The sequence below is a fragment of the Azoarcus indigens genome (assembly GCF_004361735.1).
Classification (GTDB): domain Bacteria; phylum Pseudomonadota; class Gammaproteobacteria; order Burkholderiales; family Rhodocyclaceae; genus Azoarcus; species Azoarcus indigens.
The window spans coordinates 1-15,604 of the sequence record NZ_SNVV01000006.1 but is presented as its reverse complement, the minus strand read 5'-3'; the positions used below and the strand labels follow the sequence as shown (position 1 = coordinate 15,604).

The window sequence follows — 15,604 nt, the reverse complement described above, 5'->3', positions numbered from 1 at the left end:
CGTTTTGCAAACGGAATGGGCGCGGGCGGGGGCGAGAGCACCGGCTGGCGCGGCCGAACACCGGTGCTGCCCACCCTGGGTGTGCAGCCCGTCGTCATGCGAGCTGCCATGAAAAGAACATGCGTTTCCGAACCGGCCGGCGCCACCCGCCTCGCCGCACTGATCTCCGGCGGGCGCCGGGCGATGCTCGCCCTGGCCTGCGCCATGCTGGCGGCACCCGCCGCGCAGGCGGCGATCACCGTCTCCAAGAGCATTGCCGGAGGTTATAGCGGCACGCCTTATCCGGGCGACACCACCGCTTTCACCATCACCCTGTCGAACGACAATCCGGCCTCGGCGGTGAGCGGCGTGACGCTGACCGACGACATGAGCGCCGCCGGCATCCGCGTGGTGAATGTCGTCTCCAACGCTTGCGGCGGCACGCTCACTGCCACCCCCGGCAGCAGCCTGATCTCGCTCAGCGGCGGCACCATTCCGATCGCGCCCAGCGCCAGCGTCAGCGGCAGCTGCTCCATCGTCGTCGAGGTGAACGCCACCGCCACCGGCGAGCGGGTGAACACCATCCCGGTGGGCGCGGTGAGCGGCAACGACGGCGCGGCGGTGCAGAACACTTCGCCGGCGCAGCAGAGCTTCACCGTGCTGCCGCTGTCCAGCCCGACCACCAGCGTGCTGTTCACGCCGGACTCGGTGGTCCAGTACGACCAGACCTCCACGCTGCGCATCCGCATCACCAACCCCAACAGCAGCGCCGACATTCCGCTCACCACCACCCCCTTCACGCTGCCCGCCGGCGTGGAAGTGGCGGCGACGCCGAATGCCTCGCTCACCTGCACCGGCACCGGCGCCGCCAGCGGCACCTTCACCCCGGCGGCCGGCGCCACCGGCACCCTGAGCGCCAGCGGCGGCACCATAGGCCGCAGCGGCTATTGCGATCTGGTGGTCAGCGTGGTCGGCACCGATGCCGGCGCCAATGGCTCGCGCACCGTCACCCAGACCATGAACGGCGCCAACGTCGGCAACAGCCGTGGCCTCACCGCCTCCAGCTCGTCGGACGATCTCACCATCGTGTCGCCGCTGCGGGTGGCCAAGGCCTTCTCGCCCAACCCGATGCGCTCCGGCCAGTCCGGCTCCCTGGTCATCACCGTCCATAACGACGGCTCGGTGCCGGTCACCGGCATCGGCTTCACCGACGATCCGGTGGGCACGCCGGCCGGCGGCACGGGCGGCACGCTGAACGTCACCGGCGCCAGCACCACCTGCACCTCAGGCACCGCCAGCGTGGTCGGCGGCGGCAGCGGCGTGCAGCTCTCCGGCGCCTCGATTGCGGCCAACGCCAGCTGCACCGTCACCGTGGCCTACACCGCCACGCTGGACGCGGCCGGCGTTTCCAAGGTGTTCAACGACACCATCGCCGCCGGCGCGGTCAGCAACAGCCGCTCGGTCACCAGCCGGCCGGCCAGCGCCGCGCTGACGGTGCACGGCATGCTGGAACTGAACAAGACGCAGTCGCCCAGCAACCCGGCGGCCGGCGGCCTGGTTTACTACACGGTGGAGGTCGGCAACTTCTCCGGCGGCGCGCTGAGCGCGGTGCGCCTGGCCGACCCGTTGCCGGGCAACGTGCGGGTGGTGTCCAGCCCGGCGCCCAGCATGAGCGGCACCGGTTGTGCCGGCACGCTGGCGCACGACTACAGCGACACCGCCAACCCGGTGTTCGTGTTCGACATGAACGGCGGCAGCAATGGCAACCCGGCGGTATGTACCGTGTCCTTCGCCGCCGAGGTGGAGTTCGGCACCGCCGTCGGCCAGACCCGCAGCAACGTGCTGCCCGCCTGCAGCGTCGCCGATAACAACGGCGCCGGCACGGTGTGCAACCCGGCCGCCTCCAACCAGGTGACGCTGACGGTGAACCACGCCGCCGGCGTGGCCAAGGCCTTCTCCCTCACCAGCCTGCCGGAAGGCGGGGTGTCGCGGCTCACCATCACGCTGAGCAACAACACCCACAATCCGCTCACCAACGTGCAGATCAGCGATGCGCTGCCGGCCGGCATGCTGGTCGCCAACCCGGCCAACGCCGCCACCACCTGCGCCGGCGGCAGCGTGACCGCCACGCCGGGCGTGGATCTGGTTTCCCTGGCCGGCGCCACCGTGCCGGCGCGCGCCAGCAACGGCACCGGCGCCGCCGGCAGCTGCACGTTGCAGGTGAACGTCACCGGCGCCGCCGGCAACTACACCAACACCATCCCGGGCAACACCCTGGCGGCCACCCAGCTGCTGGCCGACGGCAGTACCGTCAGCACCAGCTACGCGCTGCCGGCCACCGCCACCATCGAATTCCGCTCGGCGCTCACCGGCAGCAAGAGTTTCTCGCCGACCACGGTGCAGCCGGGCGGCCAGTCGCGGGTTTCCATCCGCCTGCGCAACACCGAAACCACCGGCACGCTGTACAACGTCAGCCTCACCGACGCCCTGCCGCCCGGCCTGACCCTGGCCGCGGCGCCCAATGCCTACAGCACCTGCGCCGGGCCGGTAGCCATTACCGCCACGCCGGGCGCCGCTTCGCTGCAGCTGGCCGGCGCCACCCTGCCGCCGGGCGGCCAGTGCGAGCTGGTGTTCGACGTGCAGAGCAGCGGCACCGGGCCGTGGGTGAACACCATTCCCATCGGCCAGCTCACCGCCGACGGCGGCGTCGCCAACACCGCGCCCATCAGCGCCACGCTGAACTCGGCCGCCGGCAGCGTGGTGGTGACCAAGACCATCACCCCGAACACCATCCAGGCGCCGGGCGAAACCAGCCGCCTGGTCATCACCCTGCTCAACAACGGCGGGCTGGACCTCTCCGGCCTGTCGCTCACCGACCATTTCACCGACAGCGGCCTGGCCGGCGGCAACCTCACCGGGCTGCGCATCGCCTCGGTGCCCAACGCCACCACCAGCTGCGTGGGCGGCGTGGTCAGCGCCAGCGGCAACGCCACCTCGCTGAGCCTCGCCGACGCCTCCCTGGCGGGCGGCAGCAACGCCAGCTGCACCGTGGCGGTGGATGTGACCACGCTCACCGTCGGCACCATCCAGAACACCATTCCGGTGGGCGCGGTGAAGACCGCCCAGGGCGTGAGCAATACCGACAGCGCCATCGCCAGCCTGGCGACGCTCGGCCGCATCGGCGTGGAAAAGTCCTTCTCGCCGGCCACCGTGCTGCCGGGCGAACGCGCCCGCCTCACGCTGCGCTTCATCAACCCGCTGTCGCTGCCGCTGACCGACCTGGCGGTGATAGACAGCCTGCCCGCCGGCATGACGGTGCCGGCCGGGGCCAACCCGGTCATCACCTGCCCGGGCGGCAACCTGAGCACGCCGGGCAACAACCAGGTGGTGGTGGCCGGCGCCTCGCTGGCGGCCGCCAGCGGCGGCGTGAGCAGCACCTGCGTGGCCGAAGTGGACGTGATCGCCAGCGCCGAGGGCAGCTACACCAACGTCATCGCCGGCGGTGAAGTCACCGCCAACAGCGGCGGCGGCTCGGTGAGCAACCCGCCGCCGGGCGCCAGCGCCACCCTGCAGGTGCGCAGCGCGGTGGGCATCGCCAAGGCCTTCAACCCGACCACGGTGCTGCCGGGCCAGAACAGCCGCCTCACCATCACCTTCAGCAACCCGAACACGGTGGCGCTCACCGGCGCCTCGCTGACCGACACCCTGCCCAGCGGCCTGAGCGTGGCGCTTACCCCCAACGCCACCACCACCTGCGGCGGCACGGTGACCGCGCCCAGCTCCGCCACCAGCGTGCAGTTGGCCGGCGCCACGCTGCCGGCGGGCGGCAGCTGCCAGGTGCAGGTGGATACGGTGAGCAACGTTGCCGGCACCTATGTGAACACCATCCCGGCCAATGCGCTGGAAACGGTGGAAGGTGTGCGCAACAGCGAGCCGGCCACCGCCCAGGTGGTGGTGTCGGCGCCGCCCACCGTGGCCAAGCAGTTCAGCCCGGTGTCCATCCCGGCCGGCGGCAGCTCCACGCTGACCATCGTGCTCGGCAACACCAACAGCAGCGAGATGACCCTGGCCGCCGCCTTCGAGGACGTGCTGCCGACGGCGCCGGGCGCGCTCGTCATCGCCAGCCCCAACGGCCTGGCCACCACCTGCCCGGGCACGGTCACCGCCACCGCCGGCAGCGGCACGGTGCGCTACGCCTCCGGCGCCAAGGTTCCGGCGGGCGGCTGCCGCATCAGCGTGAACGTCACCGGCACGGTGGAGGGCAGCTATACCAACTACATCCCGGCCAGCGCGCTGCACACCGACTTCGGCGACAACGTCGACCCGGCCAGCGCGGTGCTGGAAATCAGCCCGCTGGGCTACATCTCCGGCCGCGTGTTCCTGGACAAGGACGTGGTGCCGGATGGCGTCTATGGCAGCAATGACGCGCCGCTCGCCGGCGTCCTCATCCAGCTCACCGGCGTCGAGACCGTGGGCGGCGCCAGCGTCAGCCGCAGCGTGGTCACCGATGCGCTCGGCAACTACGCCTTCACCGGCCTCAACGCCGGCAGCTACACCCTCACCCAGCCGACCCAGCCGGCCGGCACGCTGAACGGCATCACCACCGCCGGCAGCGTTTCCGGCGGCGGAGGCGGCACGCCGGGCACGGCGACCGCCGTCAGCGTGCCGACCAGCGCCATCGCCAACATCCAGCTCGCCAGCAGCGGCGGCAGCGTGGCCGGTTCGCCGGGCAACAACTTCGCCGAGGTGCAGACTTCCAGCATCTCCGGCACGGTGTTCCTGGACCACAACAACAACGGCGCGCAGAACGGCGGCGACGCCGGCATCGCCGGCCAGACTCTCCAGCTCACCGGCACCGACAACAACGGCCAGCCGGTGAACCTGAGCACCGTCACCGATGCCAACGGCAACTACGCCTTCACCGGCCTGGCGCCCGGCACCTACACCGTGACCCAGCCGGCGCAGCCGGCGGATACCGCCAACGGCCTCACCGTGCCGGGCGCGGTGGGCAATGGGGGCACGTCCGGCACGGCCACCACGCCGGCCGTCACCCCCAGCGCCATCAGCAACATCGTGCTGCCGCCGGGCACCGTGTCCAGCGCCAACAACTTCGCCGAGCTGCCCAACGGACGCGTTATCCGTGGCCGCGTCTTCCTCGACTACAACAACAACGGCCAGGCCGACGGCAACGACCACGGCATCGCCGGCCAGCTCATCAACCTCAGCGGCACCGACGTCAACGGCAACCCGGTAACGCGCAGCACCACCACGCTGGCCGATGGGAGCTTCGAGTTCACCGGCCTGCCGGAAGGCACTTACACCCTGGACCAGCCGCAGCAGCCGGCCAACACCAGCAACGGCACGCCGGTGGCGGGCAGCGCCGGCGGCAGCGCGGTGAATGATCCGGTGGGCGGCGTCACCAGCCGCATCGCCGGCATCGCCCTCACCGGCAGCACCACCGTGTCCGGCGACAACCTGTTCCCGGAAGTGCCGGGCGCGGCGCCCGACCTGGCGATCTCCAAGACCCACACGCCGGCCAGCTTCGCCGCCGGCGGCAACACCGGCTACTACACGCTGACGGTGAGCAACGTCGGCAGCCAGCCCAGCAGCGGCACCATCACCGTGGTGGATACCCTGCCCGCCGGCATCACCCCGGCGCTGCTGCCTAGCGGCGGCGTGTGGAACTGCAGCGCCGCCGGCCAGACGGTGAGCTGCACCACCGGGGAAGTGGTCGCCGCCGGCGGCAGCGGCACGCCCATCGTGCTGCGCGTCGCGGTGGCCGCCGGCCTCGCCGGACAGGTGCTGGTCAACACCGCCACCGTCTCCGGCGGCAATGAGCCGGCCGGCTACGAGAGCAACAACACCGCCACCGATCCCACCGCCATCGCCGAAGCCGCCAGCGTGGCCGGCACGGTGTGGCGCGACCTCAACCACGACCGCCGCCTGGATGCGGGCGAACCGCGCGTCGAAGGCTGGCTGGTCGAACTGCTGCTGGACGGCGTGCAGATCGCCAGCACCACCTCCGGCGTGGATGGCAGCTACAGCTTCACCGGCCTGGCGCCGGGGCCGGGCTACCAGATCCGCTTCCGCGAAGCCAGCACCGGCATGGCGCTGGGCCGCGCGGTACCGAACGAACAGGGCCTGCCCTTCAGCAACGGCACGCAGGACCAGGCCGCCAACCCGGCCGGCGCCAGCAATGCCGATGGTTCGCTGCAAGGCCTCACCCTGGCCTCCGGCACCAACACGGTGGAGCAGAGCCTGCCGCTGGACCCGCAGGGCGTGGTGTATGACGCGGTGACGCGCCAGCCGGTCCGCGGCGCGGTCGTCACCCTCACCGGGCCGGCCGGCTTCGACGCCGCCAGCCATGTGCTGGGCGGCGCCGGCAGCCAGACCACCGGCAGCGACGGCCTGTACCAGTTCCTGCTGCTGCCGACCGCGCCCGCCGGCACCTACCGGCTGACGGTGACCGCGCCGGCCGGCTATATGCCGGGCGAGTCGGACATCCTGCCGGCCTGCACCAACACCCCGGTGGTGGGCAGCACGCCCTCGCCCGCGCTGGTGCAGCAGACCACCGACGCGCCGTCGGCGGCCACGCCGCAGCACGATCCGCTGGCTTGCGAGAGCGCCATCAGCGCCACAGCCAACACCACCCAGTACTACCTCAGCTTCGTGCTGACGGCGGGTGTTTCGGCCGATGTGGTGAACAACCACATCCCGGTGGATCCCATCCTCGGCGGCGCCATCCGCATCACCAAGACCTCGCCGCTGGTGAATGTCTCCAAGGGTGGCCTGGTGCCCTACACCGTCACCGCCACCAACACGCTGTCGGCCACGCTGGCCAACGTCGATCTGATCGACCAGGTGCCGGCCGGCTTCAAGTACCGCAGCGGCAGCGCCAGCATCCGCCACGGCAGCAGCACGGTGTTCGTGCCCACCGAGCCGGCCGCCAATGGCCGCAGCCTCAACTGGGCCGGCCAGACCTTCGCCGCCGGTGAAACCAAGACGGTGCGCCTGGTGCTGGTGGTCGGCGCCGGCGTGGGCGAGGGCGAGTACACCAACCTCGCCTGGGCCTACAACAGCCTCGCCGGCGAGCGCATCTCCAACATCGGCTCGGCAGTGGTGCGGGTGATCCCCGATCCCCTGTTCGACTGCTCCGACATCATCGGCAAGGTGTTCGACGACAAGAACGCCAACGGCTACCAGGACGACGGCGAGCCGGGCATCCCCAACGTGCGGGTGGCCACCGCCCGCGGCCTGCTCGTCACCACTGACGCCGAGGGCCGCTTCCACGTCACCTGCGCCGACATCCCGCAGCAGGACCGTGGCAGCAACTTCGTCATGAAGCTGGACGAACGCACCCTGCCCTCGGGCTACCGCATCACCACCGAGAACCCGCGCGACGTGCGCACCACCCGCGGGAAGATGGTGAAGCTCAACTTTGGCGCCACGGTGCACAAGGTGTTCCGCGTCGAAGTGGATGGCCGCGCGTTCGCCGGCGATGCGCTGGCACCCGAATGGGATGCGCGCCTGGCCGCCCTGGTGCCGCAACTGGCCGAACGGCCGGCGGTGGTGCGCTTCGCCTACCGCGGCGCCACCGACGCCGCCCAGGCCAAGGACCGCCTCGCCGCGCTCGCGGCACGACTCAAGGACTTCTACCAGGCTGCCGGCGACGGCAACAACGGGGAGGGCGACAGACCGCCATTGGTGGTGGAAACCGAAATCATCGGCGCTGCCGCTGGCGCGCAGGGAGAGCAGCAATGAGCGCGCAACGCAGGCATCCGGCCATGAAGCGGAAGCTGTCCTTCATCGCCACGCTGACCGCGCTGGCCACGCTGTTCCCGGCGGGCGCGCAGGCGGAAGAGGGTGAGATCGATGGCAAGCGCATCGACAACGCCCGCGTCGAAATCCATCCGGTGCCGTCGCCGGGCGAGTGGCAGGCCACGCTGTGGCCGCTGCCCTCCGGCGTGAGCCGGGAAGAACTGCAGGCGATGCGCACCACGCCGCCGCCGCCGCGCGCGGCCACGGTGAGCCGCCAGCTGAGCGACGAGGGCGGCCGCGCCCAGTTCGCCTCCGGCTATGCCGACCTCACGCCGGCCGCCATCGCCCAGCTCGACGCCCTGGTGGCGGAGCTGCGCGGCAAGCGCGGCGTGCGCCTGGCGGTGTCCGGCCACACCGACAGCCAGCGCCTGTCCGCCCGAGCCCGCGCCCGCTTCGGCGACAACCAGGGCCTGTCGGAAGCGCGTGCGCTGGCCGTTGCGCAATACCTGCGCGAACGGCTGGGCCTGGCCGCCGAGGCGGTCAGCCTGTCCGGCCACGGCCCCTTGCGGCCGGTGGCGAGCAACGACACGCCGGAAGGCATGGCGAAGAACCGCCGGGTGGAGATCTCCGCCTGGTACGAGGACGTGGTGGCGGTGCCGCCGCCGCCCGCGCCCGCCGACCCGCAAGCCTGCGGCGCGCTCGGCGAGGCCGATCTGCCCTTCCGCGTCACCGTGGATGGCGAGCCGCTGGACGCCGCGCCGGTGAACGAGGCCGATCGCCAGCGCTGCGCCGACGTGGCGCTGGAGAAGGCCGACATCCAGGTGAAGTACGACGACCTGGCGGTGCGCCCGGCGCTCAACGCCTGGGCGGAGGAAGACGTCGCCCTGCGCGGCGGCGCGGTCCATTTCCGCGGCTACAGCAACTACCTGGCCTGGGTGGACAAGGCCGAGATCCGCCTCTTCCGCGCCGGCGAATCCCCCGCCGGCAAACCGCTGGCGGTGCTGCCGATGAACTGGGAGCAGCCGGTGGCATGGACGGTGCCGGCCGAGCAGGCCAATGGCGGCGCCTTCCCCGACAGCGACCTGCGGCAGGGCGACTACCAGTACGTGCTGCGGGTGTATGACAGCAAGGGCCGCTTCGACGAGACCGCGGTGAAGACGCTGTCCGTCGCCGCCCGCCCGAGGCCGCTGGCCGACCGCGACACCCCGGCGCGCGAAGCGCTCACCGGCTGGGGCGAGAACGCGCTGGCGCTCAGCAACATCCCGGTGCAGGGCGGCACCATCACCGTCAGCGGCCGCAATGTTGCCGCCGGCCGCAAGGTGCAGGCGCTGGGCATGGCGGTGCCGGTGGATGCGCAGGGCCGCTTCGTGCTGCGCCAGATCCTGCCCGCCGGTCCGCATGCGGTGGACATCGCGGTGGAAGCCGCCGACGGCCGCATGGCGCAGTACCGGCGCAATGTCTCCATCCCCGACAGCGACTGGTTCTACATCGCGGTGGCCGACCTCACCGTGGGCCGCAATTCCACCAGCAAGCGCGATCGCGCCGAACTGGTTACCGGCGACAGTGACCACTACAAGAACGAAACCTACGTCGACGGCCGCACCGCTTTCTATCTGAAGGGCAAGGTGAAGGGCGACTGGCTGCTCACCGCCGCCGCCGACACCCGCGAGCAGCCGCTGGAAGACCTGTTCAGCAACTTCTCCTCCAAGGACCCGCGCTACCTGCTGCGCAACATCGACCCGGACGCCTACTACCCGGTCTATGGCGACGACAGCACCACGGTGGACGACGCCCCCACCCAGGGCAAGTTCTACGTCCGCCTGGAAAAGGGGGACTCCCACGTCATGTGGGGTAACTTCCAGACCGGCTGGACCGGCAGCGAACTGGTGCAGTACTCCCGCGGCCTGTACGGCGCCAAGGGCCGCTACGCCTCGGACGACGCCACCTCCTTCGGCGAGCGCCGCACGGTGGCCGAAGCCTTCGCCGCCGACCCCGGCACCCTGCCGGCGCGGCAAGAGTTCCGCGGCACAGGCGGCTCGCTCTACTACCTGCGCCACCAGGACATCACCCAGGGCTCCGAGCGGGTATGGGTGGAAGTGCGCGACAAGGATTCCGGCCTGGTGGTGGAGCGCCGCCTGCTCACCCCCGGCCTGGACTACGACGTGAACTACCTGCAGGGCCGCGTCATCCTCAACTCGCCGCTGCCTTCCACCGCCAGCGGCGCCGGCCTGGTCTACACCTCCACCCTGTCCGGCAACCCGCTCTACCTCGTCACCAGCTACGAATACGTGCCCGGCCTGGACAAGGTGGACAGCTTCGCCACCGGCCTGCGCGCCACCCACTGGGTGAACGACTACCTGCGCCTCGGCCTCACCGGCTTCCGCCAGGGCGAAGACGCCAGCCGGCAGACGCTGAAGGGCGCCGACGTGCTGGTGCGCGTGGCCCCCGGCACCTCGGTGCATGCCGAGTTCGCCCGCTCCAGCGGCGCCGGCGATTCGCTGGTCAGCTCGGTGGATGGCGGCTACGGCTTCAACGAAACCTCCACCGACGGCCGCAGCGCCAGCGCCAAGCGCATAGAGGCCACGGTGGACCTGGCCGAAGTCACCGACAGCACCCGCGGCAGCGTCTCCGCCTACTGGCAGGACCGCGAGGCCGGCTACAGCGGCCCCGGCCAGATCTCCATCGCCGGCGAGGCGGTGACCCAGAGCGGCGCCCGCGCCGAAGTGGACGTCACCGAACGCGACCGCGTCACCCTCAAGGCCGACGTGCGCGACGGCGACATCCAGGACCGCAGCAACATCGAAGCCGGCCTGCGCCACCAGCTCGACGAGGAATGGGCGCTGTCCGCCGGCGTGCGCCAGGACGAACGCCGCAACACCGCCCCCGGCCTCATCGCCAGCCCCACGCTGGCGCAGCAGGGCCGCCGCACGGACATCATCCTGCGCGCCGACTACCAGCCGCAGAAGGAAGAAGGCGGCGCCGACGACTGGACGGTGTACGGCTATGTGCAAGGCACCGCCGAACGCACCGAAGAGCGCGACGACAACAACCGCGTCGGCGTCGGCGGCAGCATGCAGGTCACCGACCGCCTGCGGATCAAGGCCGAAGCCTCCGGCGGCAACGGCGGCCCCGGCGGCCTGGTGGGCGGCGAATACCGCATCAGCGACCGCAGCAACGTCTACCTCAACTACGTCATCGAAACCGAAGACCCGGAATACGCCTGGCGCGGCCGCCACGGCACCTGGGTGAGCGGCGCCGACTACCGCGTCAGCGAAACCGCCCGCGTATTCGGCGAGAACCGCCTCACCCACGGCGCCGGCCCGCAAGGCCTCACCCACGCCTTCGGGGTGGACCTCGCCCCCTTCGACGACTGGACCATGGGCGTGAAGGCCGAAACCGGCCGCATCAGCGACCCGCTGGGCGGCGACTACAAGCGCAACGCGGTCGGCTTCGCCGTCGGCTACAAGAAGGACAAGACGCGCTACGCCGGCAGCCTGGAGTTCCGCCGCGACGAATCGGATTCGGGCACCGGCCGCACCTGGCTGATGAAGAACTCCCTCGGCTACCAGGCCGATCCGTCCTGGCGCCTCATCGGCAAGTTCAACGTCTCGCGCAGCAGCAACAGTGGCGGCAGCTACTGGGACGGCGACTTCCACGAGTTCGTGCTCGGCGCCGCCTACCGGCCCATAGACAACGACCGCTGGAACACGCTGTTCAAGTACACCAACTATCACAACGTGCCGTCCTCCGGTCAGCTCTCCGCCAACGGCCAGTCCGCCGACTACGCCCAGCGCAGCCAGGTGTTCTCGGTCGACACCATCTGGGATGCCTACCCCTGGCTGTCGCTGGGCGCCAAGTACGGCCTGCGCATCGGCGAGCTGAAATTCACCAACCCGGACAGCGAGTGGTTCAAGAGCCGCGCCGACCTCGTCGTGTTGCGCGCCGACTGGCACTTCGTGCGTGAATGGGATGCGCTGGTGGAATGGCGCAAGCTGCGCGCCCAGGAAGCCAAGGACGCCCGCGCCGGCGCCCTGGTCGCCATCTACCGCCACGTCGGCCAGCACGTGAAGATGGGCGTGGGCTACAACTTCACCGACTACTCCGACGACCTCACCGACCTGTCCTACGACAGCCGCGGCTGGTTCCTGAACGTGCTCGCCACGTTCTGATCCGGGAGCGGGGCGGTGAGCGTGCTGGCGCTGTTTGGGGCCTCGCCGTGGGTCAGCCTGCTGACCCGCGGCCGGGGTGTGGGGAGTCGGAGTCGCGCTGGCGCTGGAGGTTCTGGCGCTGAAGGCTCGGGCTTTGGAGCTTCAGGCACCCGAGGCTCAAGTACCCGAGGCGTGGGCGTCAGCGCTTCGGGAACCGGAGCTTCGAGCATCGCAAATGAGGGCGCGGAGAGCACGAACCGGGATCGCAAGGGTGGTAAGGGCGCTCGCCGCCCGTATTTCGCCGCCACCACTTCCGCACTCGAACCGAGAGCAGGAGCAAGCGCTGGTGCAATGGCCTGCCGCTTGCGCCGAGCCTTGCTTGCACTATCAAACCGGCAACTGAGTACCCAACAGCCGTGCGGGCCGAGCCGGTCGAAGCTTGATCCCGCGACGCCCTTCGATGGGCTCAGGGCGAGCGGCCGATGTCATCCGGTTGCGGGGTCGATAGCTGGCAGGCTCCCGCGCGCTTCCGCTGCCCGGCCCGGAGCTTGGCTTGCCGAAGCCGCCACGCCTCGGCTGCAAACCGTCCGGTACGCCAGCCCGTCTCCCGCACGCTCCAAACCGCGGAATCCCTTTCCACACCGGCGCCGCCCCCGTGCAGCGCCGGCCTCTCCTTCCCTGCACTTCGTACGCTCCGACGAGCCGCTGCGAGGCTGCATCGAATGGCTACGGCGCGACGCCGGGCCGCTTCTTCACTTCCACAGAGAGGTAACAACCATGAAGAAAATCGGCGCCGAATTCATCGGCACCTTCTGGCTGGTCTTCGGCGGCTGCGGCAGCGCAGTCCTGGCGGCAGGCTTCCCCGAACTCGGCATCGGCTTCGTCGGCGTCTCCCTCGCCTTCGGCCTCACCGTGCTCACCATGGCCTACGCCGTCGGCCACATCTCCGGCGGCCACTTCAACCCCGCCGTCTCCATCGGCCTGTGGGCCGCCGGCCGCTTCCCCGCCACCGGCCTGCTGCCCTACATCGCCGCCCAGGTCCTCGGCGGCCTCGCCGCCGGCGGCGTGCTCTACCTCATCGCCAGCGGCAAAGCCGGCTTCGACGTCACCGCCGGCTTCGCCTCCAACGGCTTCGGCGACCACTCCCCCGGCGGCTACAGCCTGCAAGCCGCGCTCATCGCCGAAGTCGTGCTCACCGCGCTCTTCCTCATCGTCATCCTCGGCGCCACCGACCGCCGCGCCCCCGCCGGCTTCGCCCCCATCGCCATCGGCCTCTGCCTCACGCTCATCCACCTCATCAGCATCCCGGTCACCAACACCTCGGTAAACCCCGCCCGCAGCACCGCCGTCGCCCTCTACGTCGGCGACTGGGCCGTGGCGCAACTGTGGCTGTTCTGGCTGGCCCCCATCGTCGGCGCCGTACTCGGCGCGGCGATCTACCGCGTGCTTGGCGGCAGCGAAGAGCACTGATCAACGTTTGAGCCACAACGGGGCGCGTCGCCAGACACGCCCCGTTCTTTTTTTCGAGCGGCGCAATGCCTGCTCGCCTCCGGCCCGCTTCATCCCGTGGGCTGGTACTTCCTCGTCATCCGCGCGTTCGCCGTGGAGTAGGGAAGGCATTGCGGCAGATACGAACCGCCGCGGTGTTTCTCGAAGCCTTCCTTGCCAATCACTCTCGCTTGCCGTCATGCAAACGTAGTGCTGCCATGCCTCCTGAGCGCGGGGTGTGACTTATTCATCATTGTGTGAAATGCCTTTGGGGTCAGAATTGATGCGCAGATCATTTGTTGTGGCTATGCAAAGAGTGGGCAGAAGTTGCCGTGTATTGCGCTGCGGAGGGAGGTTCGAAATGGCGAAGGGCCTGAACGGGGCACGCAAGGGAACCGGATATAGGCATTGCGACTATTCGGTTCGTAAGCGGTAGTGCTCATACCGAATGTGTTTCCGGACCTGGCCAAGCAGTCGGGCCGGCCGGCAACGGTGGAGCAGGTGGCTTGCTTCAAGGTCTGCGGGGTTTGTCAGTTTGGTTATGACGGTTCATAGAAACGGATTCCCATAAAGTTCAATGCCATCAATGGTTTCGTGCTGCGAGGTCCGACTGGATATACCGCAGCGTTCAGAACGAGCCCGCAGATCTGCGGGCTAAAACACGTTATAAGGCAGCCGCCTGATGCGTCTCGTCGCGGTGCTACTAATTTTGGTGCTATCTATGAACGCACACTCCGAAGAGAACTTTTATCCGAGAGGTCCGTGGTTGGTTGGAATGGATGAAATGTTCACCTGCAAGTCTGCTAGCGGAATAACCTCCGAGTTCGATCCGAGGACCATCCAAAAAATCAAAATCATCACGAATGACAAAGGCCCTTTTGAAGAGGATGTCTTCTGGAAATTCGAATACACGGGTGGCGAGTGCTACTTCCCGTCAAGCGGGGATAAAGACGGTTCTTTCCTCGCTCATTTTCAGGGGCTGAGAGGGTTCGACAATAAGGCGTTCATTCAAGCCGCATCGTCAGCAAACAACGCTGCATTCGTGGTCTGGGACCGAAATGCCTTATAACAATCCAGTCAACCGGACCGCCGAACAGCCGCATTTAGGCTGCCTCTGGCCACCTCGCGCGGCGTCCGGTTACTTCAATCGTTAGAACTATGACTCCGCTAATCCGCACTCTTACTGCATTGTCTATTTTAGGTGTCGCAGGCTGCACCTCTGCCGTTCGACCGGAGCCACAAGAAGAATCTGGGCAACGGCCAAATGCGTTATGGAATGACTCCGGCTCGGATCACACCATTGGGTTTTGGGTCTACAGCACGACCGGATCGTGCCCATCTATCCGCAAAAACCCGCCAATCGTCTTTGCCCCTAAAAATGATTTAGCAGGAGCGAATGCAAAGGACGTCAGTGTTAAAGATTTATTCTACTGTTTTGAGCTTTTCCCAAAGACACCTAGGAGCGGGGGGAATAGTTGCGAATCTGGAAAGATTTCGTACACATATCTACCTGAGCAGAACAGATATTCTGGAGCCTATAAACTCCAATTCTCAGATGGCATGGTCATGGAAGGGGAATTCCTTGCTGAATACTGTCCAAAGTCCGACCCCAAATAGTTCTAACAATCCGGTCCAGCGGACAGTCGGCCAGCTGCGCTGTCCGCCTGCCGCTGACCTTCGTCGTTAGACCTATGCGAACTTTGCGATTCGGCGCCAAGACTCAAACCGCGGGAAAGTTCATTCGACAACTGTCGTCGCGGGACGTATATGCCCATGTTGAGATGGTTGTAGAGCCTACGGAGTGCTCGGAGCTAGAAGTTCTCTGGCAAGCTAGCGAAAACGCAATTCCAAAGACGATGGAAGAGCATGTGCGGCGGGGAATTTTTGTTGTGCTCGAGAAAGAAAATGCAAAGTGCTTAGGCACCGTGGTGCGCATCATTGGTGGATCGTTCAACTCAATTGACTCCAGCCCAAAGTGCTATGAAGTGGCGTCCGCGCAAGCTTTTAGCGACGCAATTGCCACAGCAGGCATTTGGGGGAGTGAGGCATGAGGCGGGTGATCAACCAACGGTCTAACCCTACATATATGGACTCCCCCGTAAATCAAGACGGATCGTGTTTCTGACTTTCCGGGATGAATCACCTGCAGTCGTATATCCGGCATCTGTGGTGGGTTCTGAATGACCCGTGCCGACATGGAATCTGCCCGCGAAGCGCCAATCGGTACAAGC

At 68.2% G+C, this 15,604-nt stretch carries 5 protein-coding genes; all 5 read left to right on the top strand.

Translation table 11 applies throughout. The features are described from left to right. The first annotated feature begins 108 nt into the window (after nucleotides 1-108). The 5 genes from C7389_RS08435 (at nucleotide 109) to C7389_RS08415 (ending at nucleotide 15,424) form a co-directional block, all read left to right on the top strand. Entirely contained in the window at nucleotides 109-7,740 is a 7,632-nt protein-coding gene (locus tag C7389_RS08435) for a DUF7933 domain-containing protein (protein ID WP_133590316.1), read from the top strand. Beyond that, nucleotides 7,737-11,906 carry an OmpA family protein gene (locus tag C7389_RS25675; RefSeq protein WP_211168570.1) on the top strand — a complete coding sequence of 1,390 codons (4,170 nt, stop codon included), beginning with the start codon at nucleotides 7,737-7,739 and terminating at the stop codon, nucleotides 11,904-11,906. The genes C7389_RS08435 and C7389_RS25675 overlap by 4 nt, the downstream gene beginning before the upstream one ends. Before the next feature lie 756 nt (nucleotides 11,907-12,662). Further along, the gene (gene aqpZ, locus C7389_RS08425) at nucleotides 12,663-13,355 is read left to right on the top strand and encodes an aquaporin Z (RefSeq protein WP_133590314.1); all 693 of its coding nucleotides are present in this window, start codon (nucleotides 12,663-12,665) and stop codon (nucleotides 13,353-13,355) included. Between the two features lie 739 nt (nucleotides 13,356-14,094). Beyond that, nucleotides 14,095-14,442 carry a hypothetical protein gene (locus C7389_RS08420; protein WP_162851702.1) on the top strand — a complete coding sequence of 116 codons (348 nt, stop codon included), beginning with the start codon at nucleotides 14,095-14,097 and terminating at the stop codon, nucleotides 14,440-14,442. Nucleotides 14,443-15,064: 622 nt separating this feature from the next. Beyond that, a complete protein-coding gene (locus C7389_RS08415; RefSeq protein WP_133590310.1) occupies nucleotides 15,065-15,424 on the top strand; it encodes a hypothetical protein in 360 nt (119 codons plus the stop codon). Nucleotides 15,425-15,604 lie beyond the last annotated feature (180 nt).